This is a genomic window from Fibrobacter sp., assembly GCF_045601785.1.
Classification (GTDB): domain Bacteria; phylum Fibrobacterota; class Fibrobacteria; order Fibrobacterales; family Fibrobacteraceae; genus Fibrobacter.
Genome location: NZ_JAZSAF010000013.1, coordinates 1 through 21,050, shown reverse-complemented (window position 1 = coordinate 21,050; position 21,050 = coordinate 1). Strand labels below are relative to the sequence as shown.

The 21,050-nt window shown below is 47.1% G+C and carries 19 protein-coding genes; 6 read left to right on the top strand and 13 right to left on the bottom strand.

What is annotated here, in order from left to right:
- Window positions 1–22: 22 nt before the first annotated feature.
- A complete protein-coding gene (locus ACKI61_RS02240) occupies window positions 23–967 on the top strand; it encodes a PorV/PorQ family protein (RefSeq protein ID WP_407456184.1) in 945 nt (314 codons plus the stop codon).
- Here ACKI61_RS02240 and ACKI61_RS02235 read toward each other — a convergent pair whose 3' ends face one another.
- Complete coding sequence (locus tag ACKI61_RS02235) at window positions 968–1,936, bottom strand: sigma 54-interacting transcriptional regulator (protein ID WP_407456183.1); 969 nt, start codon at window positions 1,934–1,936, stop codon at window positions 968–970.
- 138 nt (window positions 1,937–2,074) lie between these two features.
- Window positions 2,075–3,202: a hypothetical protein gene (locus ACKI61_RS02230; RefSeq protein ID WP_407456182.1), complete on the bottom strand. Its 1,128-nt coding sequence runs from the start codon at window positions 3,200–3,202 to the stop codon at window positions 2,075–2,077.
- Window positions 3,203–3,438: 236 nt separating this feature from the next.
- Between ACKI61_RS02230 and ACKI61_RS02225 the strand changes: the two genes are divergently transcribed.
- Window positions 3,439–4,761 carry an aspartate kinase gene (locus ACKI61_RS02225; protein ID WP_407456181.1) on the top strand — a complete coding sequence of 441 codons (1,323 nt, stop codon included), beginning with the start codon at window positions 3,439–3,441 and terminating at the stop codon, window positions 4,759–4,761.
- A 185-nt stretch (window positions 4,762–4,946) separates the two neighbouring features.
- Here the strand turns inward: ACKI61_RS02225 and ACKI61_RS02220 are convergent, their stop codons facing one another.
- Window positions 4,947–6,146 carry a DUF4434 domain-containing protein gene (locus tag ACKI61_RS02220; RefSeq protein ID WP_407456180.1) on the bottom strand — a complete coding sequence of 400 codons (1,200 nt, stop codon included), beginning with the start codon at window positions 6,144–6,146 and terminating at the stop codon, window positions 4,947–4,949.
- A gap of 38 nt (window positions 6,147–6,184) precedes the next feature.
- On the opposite strand from ACKI61_RS02220, the gene ACKI61_RS02215 reads away from it, so the two are divergent.
- Complete coding sequence (locus tag ACKI61_RS02215) at window positions 6,185–6,787, top strand: fibrobacter succinogenes major paralogous domain-containing protein (RefSeq protein WP_407456179.1); 603 nt, start codon at window positions 6,185–6,187, stop codon at window positions 6,785–6,787.
- Window positions 6,788–7,047: 260 nt separating this feature from the next.
- Entirely contained in the window at window positions 7,048–7,962 is a 915-nt protein-coding gene (locus ACKI61_RS02210) for an Rpn family recombination-promoting nuclease/putative transposase (protein WP_407456178.1), read from the top strand.
- A 281-nt stretch (window positions 7,963–8,243) separates the two neighbouring features.
- Here ACKI61_RS02210 and ACKI61_RS02205 read toward each other — a convergent pair whose 3' ends face one another.
- From ACKI61_RS02205 to ACKI61_RS02190, 4 genes are read right to left on the bottom strand one after another with little or no spacing between them, the layout of a single operon-like run.
- Window positions 8,244–9,371, bottom strand: coding sequence for a hypothetical protein (locus tag ACKI61_RS02205; protein ID WP_407456177.1), 1,128 nt, complete (start codon window positions 9,369–9,371; stop codon window positions 8,244–8,246).
- A 12-nt stretch (window positions 9,372–9,383) separates the two neighbouring features.
- The gene (locus tag ACKI61_RS02200; protein WP_407456176.1) at window positions 9,384–12,002 is read right to left on the bottom strand and encodes a hypothetical protein; all 2,619 of its coding nucleotides are present in this window, start codon (window positions 12,000–12,002) and stop codon (window positions 9,384–9,386) included.
- A 19-nt stretch (window positions 12,003–12,021) separates the two neighbouring features.
- Window positions 12,022–12,777 (bottom strand): hypothetical protein, encoded by a 756-nt coding sequence (locus tag ACKI61_RS02195; protein WP_407456175.1) that lies wholly within the window; start codon window positions 12,775–12,777, stop codon window positions 12,022–12,024.
- Window positions 12,778–12,825: 48 nt separating this feature from the next.
- Window positions 12,826–14,319, bottom strand: a complete 1,494-nt coding sequence (locus tag ACKI61_RS02190; protein ID WP_407456174.1) for an FISUMP domain-containing protein — start codon at window positions 14,317–14,319, stop codon at window positions 12,826–12,828.
- 367 nt (window positions 14,320–14,686) lie between these two features.
- Here ACKI61_RS02190 and ACKI61_RS02185 point away from each other — a divergent pair, with 367 nt between their 5' ends.
- Window positions 14,687–15,559 carry a TIGR02147 family protein gene (locus ACKI61_RS02185; protein WP_407456173.1) on the top strand — a complete coding sequence of 291 codons (873 nt, stop codon included), beginning with the start codon at window positions 14,687–14,689 and terminating at the stop codon, window positions 15,557–15,559.
- A 1-nt stretch (window position 15,560) separates the two neighbouring features.
- Window positions 15,561–17,336, top strand: a complete 1,776-nt coding sequence (locus ACKI61_RS02180; RefSeq protein WP_407456172.1) for an FISUMP domain-containing protein — start codon at window positions 15,561–15,563, stop codon at window positions 17,334–17,336.
- A 57-nt stretch (window positions 17,337–17,393) separates the two neighbouring features.
- Here the strand turns inward: ACKI61_RS02180 and ACKI61_RS02175 are convergent, their stop codons facing one another.
- The 6 genes from ACKI61_RS02175 to ACKI61_RS02150 all read right to left on the bottom strand — a co-directional run.
- Window positions 17,394–17,606, bottom strand: a complete 213-nt coding sequence (locus ACKI61_RS02175; protein WP_407456171.1) for a hypothetical protein — start codon at window positions 17,604–17,606, stop codon at window positions 17,394–17,396.
- Window positions 17,607–17,642: 36 nt separating this feature from the next.
- On the bottom strand, window positions 17,643–19,031 hold the full coding sequence (locus ACKI61_RS02170) for a DNA methylase (RefSeq protein ID WP_407456170.1): 1,389 nt from the start codon (window positions 19,029–19,031) through the stop codon (window positions 17,643–17,645).
- A complete protein-coding gene (locus ACKI61_RS02165; RefSeq protein ID WP_407456169.1) occupies window positions 18,955–19,284 on the bottom strand; it encodes a hypothetical protein in 330 nt (109 codons plus the stop codon). Before ACKI61_RS02165 ends, ACKI61_RS02170 begins: the two co-directional genes overlap by 77 nt.
- 355 nt (window positions 19,285–19,639) lie before the next feature.
- On the bottom strand, window positions 19,640–20,506 hold the full coding sequence (gene rhuM / locus ACKI61_RS02160) for a RhuM family protein (RefSeq protein WP_407456168.1): 867 nt from the start codon (window positions 20,504–20,506) through the stop codon (window positions 19,640–19,642).
- A gap of 27 nt (window positions 20,507–20,533) precedes the next feature.
- Window positions 20,534–20,827, bottom strand: coding sequence for a hypothetical protein (locus ACKI61_RS02155; RefSeq protein ID WP_407456167.1), 294 nt, complete (start codon window positions 20,825–20,827; stop codon window positions 20,534–20,536).
- Between the two features lie 42 nt (window positions 20,828–20,869).
- On the bottom strand, window positions 20,870–21,050 hold a 181-nt coding region (locus ACKI61_RS02150), incomplete at its 5' end, for a hypothetical protein (RefSeq protein ID WP_407456166.1).

The following is a 21,050-nucleotide window of genomic DNA, read 5'->3' as shown; positions in this document are numbered from 1 at the left end:
GAAATTTTGTATCTTGTAGGGCATGAATAAGAAGATTCTCGCTGTTAGTCTGGTTGCATGCTCCCTTGCTTTTGCCGGGGAGCATTGGAACCTGGATGCTGGCGATGTGTCAATGAAGTACCTAAGCATGCAGGTTTCGGCAAGGTCTGCCGCCCTTTCGGGTGCAGGTGTCGCGGATGCCACGCGCGCCTCCGACATCCAGAGGAATCCGCTTGCCATGAACTCCGTGACCGAAGCCGAGGCGGGCATCAACCATATTATTTTCCCGGAGTACACCGCCGACGACTACACCACGGCTTACGTGGCGCTCCCTTTTGCGGCGTTTAACTATCCGCTGACATTTTCGGCGGGCGCCGAATTCCTGGGCTACGACGGAATCGAGGGCCGCGACGAGGAAGGCTTCAAAACATCAGATTACGGCGCCTACGCCTGGACGTTACAGGCGGGTCTCGGAAACCGAGGCCAGGCATTCAGCTGGGCCGCTACCGCGCGCTTCAGCCAGCAGACCATCGACGACGAATCTGCAATTGCGCTCTTGGGCGATATAGGTGGCGCATTCCGCGTGAACCGCTATTTCGCCTTTGGTGCAACACTCACCAACGCAGGCTACATGGGCGACTACGACGGCGAAACCGAACACGCCCCGATGGCATTGCAGGCAGGCATCACAGGAATCGTCCCCGTTGCAGAGCTTTTCGGCCTTGCAAGCATCTGGAATGTGCACCTGTCCGCAGACGCTTACCGCCGCGCCGACATGGAAGCCCCCGAATGGCGTTTCGGCGGCGAGATCGACTACATGGAAACCATTGCGCTTCGCATCGGCTACGCCGCACGCCCCGATACCGAAGACGGCGTGAGCGCAGGCATCGGAGTCTCTTTCGGCATGGTCGCCTTCGACTATGCCTACAGCCCCAAAAAGGCATTCGACGGCGGATACCACTACCTGACACTCGGACTCAAGTTCTAGTCAAGACGACATAGCCGCCGAGTGTTTCTTGATCTGGTAATTGAGGCAGCCACGACTAATCCCCAGTTTCTGCGCCGTGACGCTCCTGTTTCCATCGTTCCTTTTGAGTTCAGAACAAATTAACTCCCACTCCGGAGATGCCGCATAGTGCCGCGGCCGCTCGCAAAGCGAGCCTATGTAGCGCGACATTTCTTTTGCATGACGCTCCGGCTCCCCTGTCATAGGGGGTGCTGCGGAGCCAGCATCAAAATATTTCAGGGGAGCCGGGCTGAACTCTTCGTCCAGAATTTTCGCGAGCGAAGTCCCGTAGCATTTGAGCAGCGCATAGCGTTGCAGCACATTCTTCAGCTGACGCACGTTGCCGGGCCACGCAGGCTTTTTCAGCAGGGCCAAGTCGCCGAACGAGAGCGGTTCTTCGCCGCCGATTTCGCACCAGATGTCCGCCGCAATCTTCTCGAAGTCTTCGCGGCCACGCAGCGGCGGGATTTTCACGGGGAACACATTCAGTCGAAAGAACAGGTCTTCGCGGAACCGCCCCGCCGCGATTTCCTGGTGCAGGTTGCGGTTCGTGGCGCAGACCAGCCGAAAGTCGACGGGGACATTTTTGCTGCTGCCCAGCGGCATCACGGTGCGTTCCTGCAGGATCCGCAGGAGCTTGCACTGCATCTCCAAGGGCATCTCGCCGATTTCGTCTAGGAACAGCGTGCCGCGCTCCGCAGAACGCACCACGCCCAGGTGCTCCTCGACGGCGCCGGTAAAGGCGCCCTTGCGATGTCCTTCGAGAACGCTCTCAGCAAGGCCCTTCGCAATCGCGCCACAGTTCAGCGCAATGAACGGGCCACCCGCCCGCTTGCTGTGGGCATGTATAAAGCGGGCGGCGACTTCCTTGCCGGAGCCGGATTCACCTAATAGCAAAACTGAAATATCGGAGTAAGCCGCAATGCGCAGCATGGATTCGTGTCTGTTCATAAAGCCTCTATACTATACACGCTTTCTTCGAGACTTCTGTGAACCGTTTGGCAAACAATTTACATTCGAACGTATTTTTTTACAAAAAAGCCCCGGCCGAGCCGGGGACTCTCATAGACCTATAGACTATCCTAAAAGTTATCTTTCGACATACTTCATCCATTTCTCGAGACGCTTTTCGGCACGCTTTTTTGCCTCGGCGCTCTTCGATGTATTCGACGCAACCTTCTTGTACAAAGCATCGTAATCAGTATAGATCGCGTCTTCCGACTGAGGCGGAACCACGGCAATGCTCTTGAGGCATGTCTCGAATTCATCGTTGTTGCTGTCCCTATAACGACGCGCATAAATGTACCCTACATCCTCGTAGTCGTCGTCATCACCCATGATGATATGTTCCAGATTTTCGACCTTGCAAAGACTTTCGTCCATCGCCTTATGCACGGCATACCCGTTGCAAGTCGTAACGCCATCGGTTACATCGATGACAACCTCTGCATTTTCGTAACCGAGCTCCGTAATGCTCGATTCGACCTTCTGGACTGTAGCCGTGAAAGTCTTTTCGCCAATCTTGAATGTCTGGCTTGTCTTGGATTCTTCCAGAATCTGCACCCCATTTCGTTCGATAACCCTTTGACGGTATTCCTCATCTTCAGCATCCACAATACCCAAAACATCCGTAGGATCGGCATCGAAATAGCTTGCGCCATTCAACACTTCGTACAGTTGCTGGACGAAGTAGGTCCTAAAGTAACCCTGCGCATCCATATCCCTAAGATAGGCGTCGTAATCGTAATCGATTGTGACTGTAACCCTGCCTTCGCTGAACTTGAGTTTTCGATTTACATAAGGATTATTCCAGCATTCCTTTTCTCCGGTGCGGCCATTGTATTCGCAAGGGAGAGCTGTCCAGGTACCATAGATGTTGCCGGCAGTTCCACCCACGAGCAAGTCGCCATAGTGGTCCGGCTCGCCATCGTCAAAGCTATAGACTACGAGCGTATCGCCAAGAAAATCGTAAATGCTGGAATCGGAGGAAACCTTCTCCTTCATGGATTTCCAGACAAGGCTTTCCCCTTCCTTGACGCACTGGTCTAGGTAGGTTTCATCAGCAGTCATCACGAGCAGTCGCTGGGCTTCGTCCACATAGAGCGTGCCCGACCGGGTATAGAGACTAGACTCACCGGCGCTTGACGAACTGTCGTCACCGCAGGCGGCCAAAAGAAGTGCAGATGCCGCAACGGCGGCCATCAGGGAATATTTCATGTTGTTCTCCTTTTTCAAAAAACAGAAAATTTACTGAACTTTGGGGCAGAATATAACAAATAATACCCTAGACATCGTGATTCAAAGTTTCTAAATTTCCGCGCGCGGTGGATTTCCTACCGCAGACATAGACAAATAAACCAAGTGGCTGGCCAGATGGGTAGGCTTGGGCACGACGACCGTGAGGAAAGCGGTTGCGCTCGAAGCCGAGAGGTTTGGTGGCCCGAAAGGAAAAAATGAGTCAAAGAATCGTATGCAAGTTCGGCGGCAGCTCTGTCGCCGATGCCGGCCAGTTCAAGAAGATCAAGGCCATCGTTGAATCCGACAAGAACCGCAAGGTCATCGTCGTTTCCGCCCCCGGCAAGCGCAATCCTAAGGAAACAAAGCTTACCGACCTCCTCTACAGCACCTACGACCTCGCCTCCAAGGGCCTCGACTTTTCGACCCCGTGGAACCTGATCCGTCAGCGCTATGACGAAATCTGCAAGGACCTCGGTCTCGAAGACAAGCTGACCGAAGACCTCGACAGCCTCGAAGACAAGCTGAAGAACCACCCCGAATCCGTCAGCACCGACTTCCTGGTGAGCCGTGGCGAGTTCCTGTGTGCACGCCTCATGGCCAAGTACCTGGGCGCAAACTTCGTCGACACCTTCCCGCTGATCACCTTCGACGACAAGTACCGTATTACGCCGAAGACCTACGAAGACATCGCGAAGGCCCTCTCCGACGAGAACCAGCTTTACGTGCTGCCGGGCTTCTATGGTAGCAACCTCCGTGGCGAAGTCAAGACCTTTAGCCGTGGCGGCTCCGACATCACGGGCGCTATCCTTGCCAACGGCATCGATGCCGCCAAGTATGAAAACTGGACCGACGTTTCGGGCATGCTCATGGCGGACCCGCGCATTGTCGAAAATCCGCTGCCGATCGAATACGTGAGCTACCGCGAAATCCGCGAACTCGCCTACTCCGGCGCAAGCGTGCTCCACGACGAATCCATCGCCCCGTGCCGCGCGAAGAAGATTCCTATCAACATCCGCAACACGAACCGCCCGGTCGACGCGGGCACCATCATCGGCCCCACTCCGGAAGAAGCGAAGCTCCCGATTACGGGTGTCGCCGGCCGCAAGGGCTTCTCGATGATCTACATCGAAAAGTCCATGATGAACAAGGAAGTCGGTTTCGGTCGCCGCGTGCTCGCCGTGCTCGAAAGCGAAGGCCTCTCCTACGAACTGTGCCCGAGCGCCATCGACTCCATGAGCATCGTGGTGGATAGCAAGGCCCTCGACGCCGTGCAGGACGTGGTCCTCGAAGACATCACGCAGCAGATGCGCCCCGACCGTATCAAGGTGTTCCCGGGCATCTCGCTGATTGCGACTGTCGGTCACGGCATGACGAACAAGATCGGTGTGGCTGCAAAGCTCTTCACCGCTCTCGCCGAGAACAAGGTGAACGTCCGCATTATCGACCAGGGTTCTTCGCAGATCAACATCATCACCGGTGTTGACGAAGCCGATACCGAGAAGGCCATCAAGGCCATCTACGGCGCATTCGTGAAATAACCCGCGATTGTCTCCCCGGCCTCAGTGCCGGGGCCGCCGATAGCGTCATCCTGAGCCCTGAAAGGGCGAAGGATCCAGACCCACATTAAACCGCCCCCGACTATCACGGCCGGGGGCTATTTTTTGCTATAGTGCATTTTATTCGCTATAATTCTCTAAATATGTATTTTTCTGAATTCTAAACTTTACCGTTTCTTCACGGTCCTGACGGCGGGGCTGATTTTTTGTTCGCCGGTGCCGAGGTAGCGGCCCTGCATGTCGAACACGCGGGCATCACCCTTTAGGAGCGGCATGGTTTCGCTGTGCGTCTCGCGAGGGACCACAATTGCGGTTGTCGGCTCCATGCTCGATTCCAGATTCCACTTCTCGAGGGAATCGAGACCTGCATTCCCGAGGACGGCCAAGTCATAGCCGATGACCTTCAAAGCCCCCGCGGCGTATGCGGTATCGAGTTGCGCCGAAATTCTTGCACTGTCTGCGAGTGCGTGCGAGTCGTCGGTGCGGAACAGTTCCAGGTCTACCCAGAAATCGATACCGTATTGCTTGCAGGCGTTTGCAACCGCCCGCTCGTAGTTGCCCACGGTCGCGGTTTCGGCGTGGTGCTTGCCCGCGTCGCTCGCGCCCACGCCGTCCTGCACGGCGATAATGTCGGGCTTGAATCCTGCGGCAAAAAGTTTCTCGAAAAACATTTGCAGTTTCTCGGGAGTTTCCAGGTTCTGGTTGTAGAATGGGGCCGCCATCACCTTCCAGCCCTTCGCCTGTGCGGCTTCGGTAACGGGCTTCAAGAAGTGTTTGGTGAGCATTTCCGGCGTCGCGTCATCGCGCAGGTCGTCCCAGTAGTAGCGCGCAATTTCTTGCGGAATGTACACGCCCTCGACGACAGTCTCGCTCCCGTATAGCGCGTAAATTTCTTCAAGTACCTTCAGGTTGCGTGCAGACAAAGTATCAAGCTGCTCGGCGGTCGGTGGCGTGTACCAGTTTTCGCCATTATAGTAGAGCCCGAGCCAAACCTTTGTACCTGTAACCTTCGCCGCCTCAATGCTTTTTGGGAAAAGTTCATTGTTCTTGTACTGCGTGTTCTGCAGAAAATCCAGCTGCGAGGGGTAGTACAAATGCGTCGCCTCAACTGCGGCATACTGCAACACGACCTCGTCCATCCCGAGGGCGTGCAAGCGCTGGTGCATGTGCGTGATAGAATCCAGCGGGTAGTAGGCAGTGGACCAGCCCGCATCGAACACACCCGCGAGCCCCGCGACATTCGCTCCCGCGATTCCTGCGGCATCTGCGGCATAAACTGCGCCGGCGAACGGCCCCGCTACAAGCGAAAACACTCCGCACAAAAGCGCGGGGAGCGCATGCCGGAATGTGTACCGCGAAAAGGACATACTTGGAATATATATTTTTTTTCTACTTTAAGCATGTTATGCGCTCCATTTTTTACGCCATCTCCATCTTGTTCCTTGCGACTATTTTCACGGCATGCTCCGAGTCTTTTACCGACCCGCGTGACGGGCAGAGTTACGACATCGTGAAAATCGGTTCGCAAACCTGGATGGCGGAAAATCTAAACTTTGAAACTGAAACGAGCGCCTGCCCCGAAGGTGACAAACGGAACTGTTCCAAATACGGACGCCTCTACACCTGGGAAGAAGCAAAACACATTTGCCCCGAGGGCTGGCGGCTCCCCGACAGTGCAGATTTTGAACAACTTATCGAAAATGCCGGCGGCGCAGAAGCCGCGGGTTTTGCACTCAAGTCCACCAGCGGTTGGTTTAAGAAAGGCAATGGTTCTGATGACTTCGGCTTTGACGCACGCCCTGCAGGTTACCGCCTAGCAGGTCGCGATGACAGCGGCACAACTTCGGGCGGCAAGTTCGACGGCATCGGCGGCTACGCACACTTTTGGAGCGCCACAGAAACCCCCGATGGGCTCGCCCACTACCTACTACTCGATTTCAGCACCAAAGCCGCAAAACTCAGCGCCTTCGGCAAGGACGAATCAAGATCGGTGCGGTGCGTGAAGTGAATTATTATTCAAGAAACAATTAAAGTTCACGAATTTCTTCTTCAGAAAGTTCGTTTTGCAAGACCTTGAACACGGGGGGAGGAGCCAGAGAGGCTTTTGCTTTATTCCGCGTATTTTTGTATATTACACAGCAGTTTCCCGAACGGGATTTTACGGCTTAGGCCTTTTTTAGATGGGTCGGCATTCCGGCCCGATTTCCCTATATAAAATCAACATGACCTGCGCGGCCGTTCTCCGTGCATGCCTAGGAGAAACTGTACATGAACGAAAATACAAGCACTGCAAAACGAAGCCACGATCCCTTCTTCCGATGGCTCTTTTCTGATACAACCCACGCAAGGAATCTGCTGGAGCTGTCAGGAAAGGTGAGCCAAGAACTCAGCGAGTTCCTCTCGGTGGTGAACCTAGACACTCTCATGCGCATCCCCGATTCCTACTCGGAAGTGGACGAGACAGGCGAAGCAGACATCGCCTTTCGCGTGAATGTCACCACGGGCGCACCCGTACTCGTGGGCATCCTACTAGAGCACAAGTCGGGTCACGATTCCGAGGTACTCAACCAAATAAAGCGCTATGTCAACTCAGTGATGAAGGATTCCAACGATAGGCGTGGATTCGACACGCTCCCCACCATGGCAATCATATTCTACAACGGGCGCGAAAACTGGAATCCGCTTAAGTGGCTGGAGGCTGGATACCCGGAATACTTCCACGGATCAATGTTGCCATTCAAGTATTCCTTCGTGAACATGGGGGACATCCCTGACAGCGACTGCCTCGCCTGCGACGATACGGAAGCCGCCATGGGCATTGTCGCCATGAAGTACGCATTCAATAAGGACAATCTGCTTGCAATCCTGCCGAAATTCAAGGGTGCGCTGCAGAAGATGGATAGCAAAAATGCATCTTGTCTTTTGCAGAAAATAAGTTTATATTTGAAGGAGTATGTCGATCAAGGCATTCTAAAGGAGTTAAACATGGCATTTAAGAGCATAGGACAGAAGTATGGGTTCATAAGTGCCGGTGATGTTTTTCGCCAACAAATCGCTGACACGGAGCAGAAAGCTCTCGAAGAAAAGCTGAACACGGCGAGAGGACTCCTGCAGGATGGGGTTTCCATGGAAATCCTGACGCGACGATTCAACCTTACCGAAGAAGCAATTCTCGGAAAGTAGCCTTCTATACTCTCAAAATGTCAAAACTGAAGCACCTCTACGAGCTTGAAAAAATACAGGAATACGAAAAGGAATTGAAAAAGGCGAAGATGGACATAGCCTAAATCTGATGTTGGGACAAACTATTTTTGCGAAAAACCCTTGACACTACCGACTTATACCATCGACCGTGAACAGACGGAGATGCATAACGGCGAAAACTGAAGTCGCTTAAAATGAATTAACGCCGCCCTGGGAATAACGGGGTGGCGTTTTTTGGTGTAGTGAGCTTGCTTTAAGTGTTACTTATTGCAGGTACCGTATTTGCCGATAGCATGAATCGTGAAATCGTTTGATGTTCCTGCATCGCCTTTGAAATTAAACAAAATCGTTTGTGCGGAAGAAAGGACTTGTGCCTGGGAAACGATTTTTCCCCAACCTTCTTGAACAAAGTCGGACCAAGATACATTTACTAAAGACATGGATGTTGCTGCCGGGATTTTCGCCTGGTAATCGTCAAAACCACAGAATGTGTCGTCCTTATCAGCCTGAATTCTCAAATAAAATTCTTGCGTTGCTGTATAAACGATACACATTCCTCCCCACGCAGTAATATCTGTAGATGAACCGGAACCTTTGATGTGGAATCCGATTCGTCCGTAGGGGAATTCATAGCCGTTTCCAAATATAATAGAACCGTTTACATAACCGAATTTTTTTCTGGAAGGCGGTTCAAAGCTGTCATATTCATCCAAACCCCCAGGCCAATAAAAAGAACTCGTTCCTCCATTTGCATCTGCATCCGTATAAGTCCACAGATAGCCTTGATTTCCTTTGCCATCATCAACACCTGTGTAGACAATTCCGCAATCTATGCCGCAATTATTTGGACAGTACATTGCATTTGTACAATTGATGTTTGACACAGTAGTAGGAGAGACCATAGGATACGGAGAGTTTGTTGGGTTTACATCCTGAACATCTGACGAAGATTCGGGAACAATGAGTGGACTTTCGCTACTTGAGCTTTCGATTGGAATCGTAGCGCACACGGGATTTCCCACAGGAACCCATGCATTACCAGAACATATAAAGTTGGTAATGCAGCCACCGGCCTCCAAACTGGTTGTAAGGCCTTCTTCGCACACGAGATCTTGCGTTTTGTCATTACATATATACGATGTAGGAGTCCAGGAATCGTTTTGGCAAACTAGATCTGTTGTGCAATTCCCATTAACCAGAGTGGTCGTTTTTCCCTCTTCACAAACAGAATAGGAAGGAGTCTGTGTAGGAGTTCCTTCAGGGGTTTGCGCAGGTGTATCGTTCTCTGTATTTGAGAACGTATTTTCATATTTTTCGTCCCAATCGGCGGCATAGTCAGTGCAGTTCCACAATGCAGCGGCAGACAGTAACAAAAGAATCTTTTTCATATTGCAAGCCTCCTAGAACAAAATTGAGATCCCGAGCGCCACAAGACCCACGGCGGCAACACCCAGTGAAATGTTTCGAACATTTTGATTCTGCTTGGCATCGTCATGCCCTTTCTTGAATTCCTGTTCGTTTGCTGGCGGAGTTGCGGTGGCGTCCTTCGCCTTCTTGTCGAACATATAAGCCGCAGCGGCACCACCGACGGCAACTGCAGAGAATACTGCAATACGGAGCAGTTTGGTCGTACTTATTGAGGATTTTTCATCGTCATCTTGCTTTGCGGATTCGGCTGCAGCGCTTGCGGATTCCTGCTTTTGATTTTTCAAACGTTCTTTACGTTGGGCGATATTTTCAGAAGAAGGTTCCTTGGAAACTATATTGTCGTCAGTATTTTTTACACAACGGATAAAATTTATATCATCTGTATAGCCCTCTATTTTTTTGAAATTATCAACTCCATAAACGAATGCTACTCCATTTTCATCCATTGCCCAATACCGATTAGGATGAACTTCGCTATATTTTTTCCGTTTACCATCATCTGGAATAATATATGTACCACCAAAGTAAGTTTTAGATGATGTTATTTCGCATAAAGAAGTATCTCTCCAAACTCGGTTTCCGTACATATCTACGCACCCATACTCATTAGCACTGTTTTCATACGAATAATTAATATATGGGAAAACTGCTTGTTTGGAATCAACTTGATTTTTGATTTCTTTAAGATCAGATTCTTTTGGAAGTCTCCAACCATCTGGGCAAATATTTTGAAGATTTGACTTCCCATAAATATGCCCCCAAGTACGAGAATATCTATTCCAAGTTTCTATTTGATCTTTTTCTTCAAAATACATATTGTCATACGTAAACGTTGTTCCACCAACATCTAAATTATGTGCAGCGACTTCAACATTTCCAATTTTTACACTATACAATGACCAACCAGAATCTGAACAAATGTAGGTATTATTGGCATTTACGAGACCTTTTTGAAAAGATCCCTTATTCCTAAAAGAGCATGTAGTTGGATCAATGTCCAAAACTTTTTTTTCTGGAGCTGTATTTATAATAACAACATTTATAATATCATAAAAATTCTTTTCTAGTATCGGAAATAGATTATCCCGACCAAAAACTGAAAAACATTCACCATCTAAATTCGGATAATCAGCTTTGATAAAGACCTTTTCAATTCGCTTCCAATTAAAATTTTCATTAATATTACTAGTGAAATTTTCCAAAGGAATAGAGACCTTTTTTATCCATGGATGAGAATTTTCATTTTCAACAAGGTAATCTCCTATAGAAAGAGAGACTTTTTGGGGGCCTTCTACAAAATTTCTTTTTGACTCAAAACCTACTTCTATTTGAATTTTACCAAGTTTTTCTTTACATTCTTCATACAAATCTTTAGAACCCCATTTTTCATCCCAATAATCGTTATTATTCCAATTATTCAAGTCATTCCAATTCATAACAATTGTGAATTCTATTTTTTTATTTTCCACATTCCCCAAATCAATTGTTTCCATATCAAATTGTTCCGATAAAAAAGGTTCTTTCAAATAAAAGAAATATCTCATATCAGATTTTATATTAGATAGAGAAGCGTTACATTTTTGTTCCCATCCATTATTATAACACAATTTAATTGAATGTTCTACGGACTCATCAAGAGGCGTATTTTTTGCATTTTCCCATGCTTTTTTGAATAGAGAATTTGCCGCTTTTTGTGTTGCAATCTTCTTCTTTTCTGCAGCAATAGTTTCTATAATATTTTTAAAAAATAAATCTCCATCTTTTACAGAATCCTGTCGGTAAAGTCTATGTATTTCTCCTAAATCAATATCATAGTAAAAGTTTTCATTATAATAACCAAGCCCTTTTATTGAAATACTATCGAAACATGGGTATTCTTTCATTTCTTTAGGAAATACAATTCTGTAATCATTGTCAATCAAAAATGTTAATGAGGTCCCACTTTTGCACCCTGTATTAGGCATGTCGTTTCCTAGTTCAATAGTTACACCATGACCTTTTAAAGGTTCTTTGTCACGTATAAAAAATTTATGGTATTTTTTGTCTTTCCAAAACCAAGCTCGGTGCAAAGAATCAACATATGGCTCATTATTGCAACCTAAACAGGAATGTGGGTATTCATTCGTTTTAATCCAGGATAAATTCAAAGAATCATTCGATTCCTGTTTATAATAATTTATTACAGTTCTTAAATAATGACCAATACTCTGGGACACTACACGCCGAATTATATTTTTTTCCTCAGCGGCATCAAAATTTTTTATATTGGACAAAATTTCATTACACAATGCAGAAGGCTTGCTGACATATAGAATTTCTTGCATTGAAGGTGTATACTTATGGGAACCCCACCCCTGATTTCCAAATGCCGATCTGTGATAATAACAAGCGTACATATATTTTTGAGGTGATGGATCCTTCAACAAATTTTCTCGTATACGTAGTCGTGGATGATTATCTTCGCAAACATAATTATCCCTTTCAGAATATCCCGCTTTTTCAGTATTCTTATATGTACATTCTACTACCTGTGCGTTTGCTACGACAGTTAGCAAAAAAAGTAAAGTGATTGAACAAATTTTTCTGATCATTTTTTTGGGCTCCTTGTTTTCACTTTATTCTCATAAGTTCTTTTGATATTCTAATTGCAGCCGATATTGATTCTTTCGCAATATATTTAAAGCCTTCTTCTTTATAATTTTCCTTGAACGACTTAATCATCGAACCAATTGAATTAGAAGACTCCTTTATTTTATCATAATTTTTCAAATCTTTACGAAGGCTTTCGTTTAACAAAATTTTAAAATCATTTTCTTCTAATATTCCTCCCTGCTTCGAAAAAATTTCTTCAAGAAGAGAGATAAGCTGACTATATTTTATTTCCATTTGTTTTGGATTCGACCTATAATTAAGTGAAGAACCTTTGTCCACTACATATTTCTCAATAATTCTGTAAACATGAGTATCAGGAACATAAAATTTTACGCACCCATTTTCATCATCGGGAAATTCAAAAGCATTTTTTTGAATAACATCGGCTAAAAAATTTATTAAGAGTCGCCGATTTACTTTATCATTCAAATCCAATTGCAAATATTTTATTGAACGATTTGTTTCTAAAGCGCGCAGTTTAGATGACGAAATTTTGAACAAATACATCAAGTCATAATCTGAAAGAGGATGCTCTAAATTTTTCATATACAAATGAAAAACAAACGTTTCTAAATCGGCCTTAGACATGTAACCTAAGCCTTCACTGGATATTTTTTCTAGCAACTCAGTAGCTATATTGACAAGAGGATTATGAATTTCCATATTTTCCTCATTTAAGCCCAGTTTTTTTATGATTTCAGAAGCCGTAATCACCTTTATGATGTCAGAAGACTAGTTTGCTGTATTCTCATTGGGATAACATTAATCTTTGAGACAACGAACAGACAACCAAAGATCTTTACCAATGCTATTTATGTTCGCCTTATCGTAAAGATAATACAAGGATAAGTAGAACGAACTGCCACTAAAATCTTCATTCTCTGTTGAGCTCCAGAAGCTCGCACCGCTTCCCAAAAAAGCCCATCCGTCTTCATTTCCGAAATAACCTCCAGTAGGCAATGCATTAAAACCAAAATCATCTGTTCCATCGTGATTTTCATGCCAACCATAGGTAGACTTTAACATTTTACCAGCATTATCTTCGCCACCAACGGTTTTTATCAAAATCTCAAAGTCCTTTTTACTTGGCAAATGCCAACCTACAGGGCACGCCTTTTGCGCGGCATCCCATGCATAAAAGCGGCCGTACATTTTGCAGTTCGTAGATTTATTCTTATAGCAATGGCTATCTTTTGTTTCGTAATTCAAATTTTCAGCCATCCAGGTTTGATTGCCAATTTTTATGATATCGTAGAAGCTGCCGTCGCGAGAGTCCTCCATTAGCGATTCACCCCTAAGACAACGAACAGAACATGCGAAATCTCTTGAAACATCAAACAAGTCTCCATCATTACTATAATTTTGCAGAATCATACGATGCGCGGTGAGTGAATAGGCTCCTGTTGAGCTCCAAAAGCAAGTTTTTTCTCCCAAATGGACATATTCCTCACCTTCCACAATCCTATAACCGGCAGGTAATGCCGCAAATCCGTAGGAATTCTTGCCATTACCACTTATTCCATCTTTTGATTCTTTCCAACCGTCTACAGATTTCAATTTTAAACCTGCATCTGTTTTTCCACCAATGGTTGCAAACAGAGTCCTGTATTCAGCCGCACTAGGCAAATGCCAACCTACTGGGCATGCATTTAATGCAGCATCTTCCCATTTATAAAGACGCCCATATTTTTCACAATTTTCAGGTTTATCCTCATAACAAAAACTACCCTTCGTTTCGTAGTTCATGTTCTTTGCCATCCAAATCTGGTTGCCAATATATACAATTGGATACTCTTGTTCTTCTTTACCTCTACTATCATAGGTGAATCCCTCACCAATAACTTCGCCTTCTTCGCTATACACCTTCAATAGGCGTTCGAAGGTCCCGTTCTTATAGATATTTTCAAGCTTTATTTTTCCATTTTCATAATATTCTTTATAGGAACCGTTTAGTTCTCCATTTTCGTAGGTCCCTTTAGCCTTCAGTGTTCCATCTTCAAAGAATTCCTTGTAAGAACCATTTAGTACTCCATTCCCATAAAAGGCCTCAATCTTCAAATTTCCATTTTCATAGAATTCTTTATAGGAACCATCCATTTTCCCAGTTTCCTTATCAACCTCAAACACTTTGAACGGCTTCTTGGAAACATCATCATAATATTCGTAGATAGAATTTCGTTCCTTGCACCCTGCAAACATTACAATCAAAAGTATTCCAAAGAATGTAGGGATATTGAACCACTTAGGCATATCCATTGATTACTCCTCTTAATGAATGTTTTTCATTGTTTTTTTTTAAATCTACCCCCAAATTTTCCCTTTATTTCACACCATCCCTAAAATGATACGACTTTCTGCACTTCGTAAAACAATACAGAAACACAATACAATCACCGAATACCGCATAAACATTGACTTCAGCAACAGAACTACACCACAAAAAAGTGTATCATAAAATTTTTCCCTAATCGGTTGCCTAACATGCCGCGCAACCGCGCAAAACAAGCGGGAAGGCCATTCCCAAATCAAGACGAACATACCAGAAATATCGAAAGGCACGATTTTCGTATCATTTTTGCGTTTCTGCGTCTTTTTCGTCATTTAAATTTTATTTTATGATATTGTGAAGTCTATCTACGAATACAAGGATTACCGCCGGTACATATCGGACTACTACAGTGAACAGAAAAAGTTCACCGGTTTTTCGTGGCGGGACTTCGCCAAGGCGGCTGGTTTCGGCTCGCCTGTATTCCTCAAGCTCGTATGCGACGGAAAAAACGGCCTTTCAAAGGGAGCAAGAATCGCCGTTGCCAAGGCCATGGGACTAGAAGGGGACCAGGTCGATTATTTCGCTCTGATGGTGGAATACGCTCACGCCAAAACGGCCGAACAGAAGCTTAAAGCCCTTGAAAGAATGAACGAGATTCTCGCGCTCAACCGCGTGGGCGTTCTCGAAAGGGAAATGTTCCAATACTACTCCACATGGCTTCACTCCGTCATCCGCGAAATGGCGGCATCGCTCACAGACACTAGTCCCGAAAAGATCGCCGAACTCTGTCAATGGGCGGTATCCCCCGAGGCGGTCAAGGAATCCCTGAAATTCCTGACTCAGAAGCAGTTCCTGAGAAAGTCCACCACCAAGGGGCAATTCATACAGGGCAAAAAATCCATTTCCACGGGCAAGCTTGCCACTTCCGTGCTCACGGTTCGCAATCTGCACCGCCAAATGGGAGAGCTCGCGCTAAAGTCCCTGGACGACATTCCCGTTTCGGAACGCAACTTTTCAACCATCACGCTCGGGCTCACGCAAGAGGCCTACGAGACCATCATAGAAGAAATTGCCAACTTCCGCAAAAAGATCGTGGCAATAGCCGCACACGACCCGCAAACGGAACGAGTATACGAAATCAACCTGCAGCTTTTCCCCTTGTCAAAGAAGCTGCCCACTGAATTACGGAAGGCAAACATTCGCAAGCCTTCCAAAAGAAGAATTTAAAATGAAACTCTGGACTCTCTTCGCAACCTTCCTCATCAACTTCACCTTCTTTTTTACAGCCTGCTCCTCCGACGACAAGAATGCGGGCGGCACCTCGGAAGCGGAGAACTCCATCGCCATTACCGACAAGACTGTGGCGGGCGTGTCACAGAAGGGTCCATTCACCAACGGCTCCGTCGTCACGCTCTATGAGCTGAACTTCAGGACTCGTGCGCAGACCGGCAAGAGCTTCTTCGGAAAGATTTCCGACGACAAGGGAAGCTTCTCCATCAACAATATCGAACTCGCCTCGCAATACGCCCTGCTACGAGCCGACGGTTTCTACCGCAACGAAATCACGGGCAAGGTATCCACGAGTCAGATTACTCTGAACGCCATCTCCGACCTCTCGGAACGCGACAACGTGAACATCAACCTGCTCACGCACCTGGAATACGAACGTGCCATCTGGCTTGCGCAGGAAAACGAGATTTCTATCAGCGAAGCGAAAGTCGAAGCCGACAAGGAAATCTTTGCCACATTCGGAGTGGAATACGACGGCAACCATTTCGAAGACTTGAACATTTTCGGAAGCAGCGACGCAGATGCGGCACTGCTTGCAATATCGGTTATCATGCATGCAGGGCGCACCGAGGGCGAATTCAGTCTAGCACTAGCCAACTTAGCCACAGACCTGCAAAAAGACGGCAAATGGAACGACTCCACGGCAATTACCGACGCGGCAGACAATTCCTTTGACGCCGACACTGTCCAAATTCGCAGAAACATGGAAGAATGGAACATAGCGAACTTGATTCCCGATTTCGCACCCATCGTAGAATACTTCTGGAACAATGTCTTCGGGCTTGGGCGCTGCACCGCAAAGCGCGAAGGTGAAATCCGCGCCAACAGCAACTCACGCTCCAGATACTTTGACTATGACTTTGTCTGCGAAAACGGACATTGGCACCTGCTCGGAGAAATGGAGACTTCCCGTTCGGCGGGAAAAAGTTATTCTAGCTCGTCAGAAGGCGATGACTCCAGTTCCAGCGAAGCACTATCCAGCTCCAGCGAGACTTCGCCGAATGCAGTACAGCTATTGGCTGACATAGAACCGGATTCATGGTTCAATCCCAATGTTACCTACGGAACATTGAAAGATGACCGCGACGGAAATACCTACAAGACCGTCACCATCGGCACACAGAACTGGATGGCGGAGAACTTGAAATTCAATGGGACCAATGCAGACGAAGTAACATTAAACAACCTTAAAGACAATATCGAGTGCTACTCCCCCAATGATAGCTATTGTCAAAAAGCAGGCTACATGTATTCGTGGACTGCTGCCATGAATATTTCTCCGGCTTATCAATACGATGTTTCCGCTTATCCGGGCGACATCAACCACCAGGGCATTTGTCCCGAAGGCTGGCACATTCCAGCATGGAATGAGTGGGAAACGCTTTTTAACTATGCATACGAAAACGGGAAAGCCTACACCGACAGCGTCGGAACAATGCTCAAGTCTAACAAGACATGGGAATACTATCCTGGAACGCCTTATGGCATGGACCTTTTTGGATTCTCCATCATTTCAACCGGCGCCCTTTACGGTTGGAACGGTTTCTCGGAAACCGAGGGACAAAACACGGCATACTGGACAGCAGACGCCATCGAAGGATACGACAGGGCCATCGGCATCAATTTCTATCACTGGATGGCCGGTTACGACATGGGTGGGCGCGGAAAATCCTGGATTACGGGGTATATCCGCTGCGTAGAAAATTCCCAATAAAGCAGTTCAAAAAGGGTCACTCCGTAATTCCTGATAAACTTTTAAGGGTGCTATTCCCTATTCGAATTCATCTAGCGTGAATTCGTTCTCCACGGCTTCCTGCTTCTTTTCTGCCGTCGCGTCAAGCGCCTCGGCATGCCCGCGCAACGCCGCAAATGGGTGGAAAATCTTTGCGCGGTCTTCCACATTCATGCGCGGATGCTTCATCATGAAATTCCAGTCGTTTCGCGGATACGGCAAATCAATGATGTCATTATAATTATCAATCATAAAAAGCGACCCTGCAAGGGGAGCGACCTCACACCCCTAGGCACGATGTCCTCCGATTTGTCCGTTGCGTTCGATGGTAGTAGCACCTTCTTGCAAGTCCATTCCTTTTACAATCGCGTTCTTGCCGAAACGCTTCTTGATGAGGAGCTCCGCCTTCAGGCGCTTCTTTTCTTTTTCCTGCTTCTGCACATCGGTGAACAAGTCGTACTGTTCGTGACTTGCATCCACGATGTCGGCGGCCACCAGGTTCAGGCGGCGCACCGTCAGCTTCGGGTCCACGATGCGGTCGAAAAGCTTCATGACCGCATCGGCAATTACCGACTGCGAGCTGGTATAATAGCCGATGCTTGCCGTGCCATGAGCAGGCTTTGGAATCGTGCGCCCGTAAAAATCCGTGACCGTGACGCCGTGGTAAATTCCCTTGTCCACATTTTCGCGGTCGTAACCCACCGTGAGCACCATCGCGTTTGTCACAAGGTCGTGCGCAATCAAAGTCATCGAAACCGTATCGACCATTTCACGCACCACGATGCGCGCCTTGTCGAACGGGTAAGGGTCCTGCAGCACCTGGCCCTCACCCGTACTCCTGTTCCGCGGCTTTGACTTCTTGATGTCCGCAATCGTGCAAGGTTCGTAACCCCAGGCGTGGTCAATCAGAATCTCTGCATTCACGCCAAACAACTTATACAGCGCTTCGGGATTTTTCACACTCACGCGGGCGATGTCGCCCATCGTGTAAATGCCGCGTCCCGCATTCAGCCTGCAATTTTCCAGGCGCTCCGCAATGCCGCGGCCCACCTGCCAAAAACTCGTGAGCGGCCTATGCGACCAAAGCTGTCTGCGGTAACTCATCTCGTCCAGTTCCGCGATGCGCACGCCGTCGGCATCCGCATTCACATGCTTCGCCATCACATCCATCGCAATCTTGCAAAGATACAAGTTCGTGCCAATTCCACCCGTCGCCGTAATTCCCGTAGTCGCAAAAACATCCTGGATAATCGTCTTCACCAGTTCGCGTGCGGTCTTTTTATAAAGCTTCAAGTAGCGCGTCAAGTCCAGAAAGCATTCGTCAATGGAATACGCATGAATGTCTTCGGCACTCACGTACTTCAGGTAGACATTGTACACCTTCGTGGAATACTCCACGTACTTTGCCATCTGCGGCTTCGCGATGGTAAATTCAATCTTTTCGCCCGTACGACGCAGCACCTCGCGCACCTTCTGGTTCACCTCGAAAAGTCGCGCACGCCCCGGAATCCCGTAAGCCTTGAGCGCAGGCGTCACCGCGAGGCAAATCGTCTTTTCGGTGCGGCTCTCGTCGGCCACTACAAGCTTCGCCTTAAGCGGGTCAAGCCCCCGGAGGATACATTCCACCGAGGCAAAGAACGACTTGAGGTCTATGGCCGCGTAAGTGCGTGAAGGCATAATGGGAAATATACAAAAGGCGGGAATTGTTCACCGCCTCAAGCTCGTAATACTCGCGCTTGTCGGGGTCAGAAATAGCAATAAGCATCTTATATTGAGACCAGTTCAATTGCGAACACATTGTATTCGCAATTGGCTTCCAGTACATCTGGACACGACAGAAATCAACGCTCCTAACCGCATTTTTCCGCGCAGTCTCGATGATTTGCTTGGCATCTTGGACTAGCTTCGTAGAGATAACTTCTTTAGCCATATTAGCCTCCATTTAGCCGCAAAAACGGCTTGTTAACGTTTGGGGCGTTCTTGCAAAACCGGTAAGCCGATTTAACGCAAAAACGCACCTCGCCTTAAAACAGCGAGATGCGTTCAGCGGTAATGTATCAAAATCCGCCAAAGTTGGCACAAATGCGTAAGGCGAGAGTCACAGCCATGCTTGCATGGATATGACCGAGCCTAGCATTTGGCGCTTGCGCAACGGGAGCAACGAAATTTTACATAACCATTTGGGTTATTCGTATTTCAATTTGAACCCGGCAGAATTTCCGAAGGTTTGCCCGAATTTGTAATTTGCAAAAAATACAAATTGCCTATATGCTTAAAAGGCGAGGCTACTTGATCATCTCCAACAGTTGCTGCTTGGTCAAAAGGCTAAGCACTGAAAACGCAGTGAGTTTATTGCCCAAATCCTTGATCGATGCACCAATGTGGTAAACGGTCTCGTCAACGACAATGAACCGGTCATGGACTTCACGCATCGTCCGCAATTCCACAGGCGGGCGCTGCCGATTCAGCCGTTCGCATTCAGCTTTCATCGTCTGATTGATGCGGGCGGAATAGATTATCGCGTTCACTCCGGGATTTCGCTTGGGCATAAGCGATAAAGACATGTCGTCCGCAAACGGGTCGATAATGACTATTTCTTGTTTAGCCGAACGGACGAGCTGAACAGCGAACTCATAACCGCTCCAAAACGCTTTCGCCTGCAGAATGCCCTCCTTAGGCGGCAAGTTCGCCTTCACGAAGAAATCCACCTGCTTTTCAAGATAAATGACACGAGAATCAATGTTTTCAAGCTTATTTTCATGGGCAACAAGGCGCTGATTTACGCTGAATCCCTTCAACATGTGCTCTTTGAGGACACTGTTTGCCCACTGACGGAAGCGAGTGCCCTGAATTGATTTGACACGATAACCAACAGAAATTATAACATCAAGGTTATAGAATTTTAAAGTCCTTTTAACCTTACGACTTCCTTCACTGGCAACTTGTAAATATTCTTTACAAGTTGAATTTTTCTCCAATTCCCCTTCATCATAGACTTTTTTAATATGAACAGTGATATTTTGAGGCACCGTCCCAAACAGCTCCGCCATCTGCGCCTGCGTCAGCCACACCGTGTCTCCATCCATTGGTACTGATAACGTTACTTCTTTATCATCAGTTTCAAATAAAACAATCTCATTAATACTTCCCATATTGCATCCTTTCCAAATCTATCCGCTCTATTTTCCAAACGAATCCTTTATCCTTTGAAGTTCTATTACTTTACAATACCGCGTATATTCCATCCCCGCATCATAGAATGCTCTTTTCTTTTCGTTCTCTTCTGGGTATTCTTCCGTAATTGGAATTCCATATTCTCTACAGAATTCCTCATGATTAAATGTAATCAATCGTTCCGGATGTTCCTCGCATTCCTTGATCGATTCATCGAGTTGTTTCTTTTCTTCTTCAAGGCTTTCCTGATCATACCCAAAGAAAGATATTTCATGTAAAAAATCAACAACCACATCCATTATGTTATCCTGTGTCAGCTTATTATCTGAAACGAGGAAACTTCACGCCTCTTTTTGTTCCGTAAATTCATATGCATATAAAGAAAGATTCTCAAGCTCCTCAGTTCCCATTAATTCATCTGCGTGAATTAGTCCTACCACCTCATCTAATATAATATCATGCATTTGCGATTTATACACAAATAATATTCCCTGCTTTTCCGGACTAGCTTCTGCATTCATC

Coding starts and splice junctions, on each gene's coding strand:
- ACKI61_RS02225 (WP_407456181.1), top strand. CDS start 3,439: ATGAGTCAAAGAATCGTATGCAAGTTCGGCGGCAGCTCTGTCGCCGAT.
- ACKI61_RS02230 (WP_407456182.1), bottom strand. CDS start 3,202: ATGAAATATTCCCTGATGGCCGCCGTTGCGGCATCTGCACTTCTTTTG.
- ACKI61_RS02210 (WP_407456178.1), top strand. CDS start 7,048: ATGAACGAAAATACAAGCACTGCAAAACGAAGCCACGATCCCTTCTTC.
- ACKI61_RS02240 (WP_407456184.1), top strand. CDS start 23: ATGAATAAGAAGATTCTCGCTGTTAGTCTGGTTGCATGCTCCCTTGCT.
- ACKI61_RS02215 (WP_407456179.1), top strand. CDS start 6,185: ATGCGCTCCATTTTTTACGCCATCTCCATCTTGTTCCTTGCGACTATT.
- ACKI61_RS02180 (WP_407456172.1), top strand. CDS start 15,561: ATGAAACTCTGGACTCTCTTCGCAACCTTCCTCATCAACTTCACCTTC.
- ACKI61_RS02175 (WP_407456171.1), bottom strand. CDS start 17,606: ATGATTGATAATTATAATGACATCATTGATTTGCCGTATCCGCGAAAC.
- ACKI61_RS02165 (WP_407456169.1), bottom strand. CDS start 19,284: ATGGCTAAAGAAGTTATCTCTACGAAGCTAGTCCAAGATGCCAAGCAA.
- ACKI61_RS02155 (WP_407456167.1), bottom strand. CDS start 20,827: ATGGATGTGGTTGTTGATTTTTTACATGAAATATCTTTCTTTGGGTAT.
- ACKI61_RS02205 (WP_407456177.1), bottom strand. CDS start 9,371: ATGAAAAAGATTCTTTTGTTACTGTCTGCCGCTGCATTGTGGAACTGC.
- ACKI61_RS02235 (WP_407456183.1), bottom strand. CDS start 1,936: ATGAACAGACACGAATCCATGCTGCGCATTGCGGCTTACTCCGATATT.
- ACKI61_RS02190 (WP_407456174.1), bottom strand. CDS start 14,319: ATGGATATGCCTAAGTGGTTCAATATCCCTACATTCTTTGGAATACTT.
- ACKI61_RS02200 (WP_407456176.1), bottom strand. CDS start 12,002: ATGATCAGAAAAATTTGTTCAATCACTTTACTTTTTTTGCTAACTGTC.
- rhuM (WP_407456168.1), bottom strand. CDS start 20,506: ATGGGAAGTATTAATGAGATTGTTTTATTTGAAACTGATGATAAAGAA.
- ACKI61_RS02170 (WP_407456170.1), bottom strand. CDS start 19,031: ATGCCTTCACGCACTTACGCGGCCATAGACCTCAAGTCGTTCTTTGCC.
- ACKI61_RS02220 (WP_407456180.1), bottom strand. CDS start 6,146: ATGTCCTTTTCGCGGTACACATTCCGGCATGCGCTCCCCGCGCTTTTG.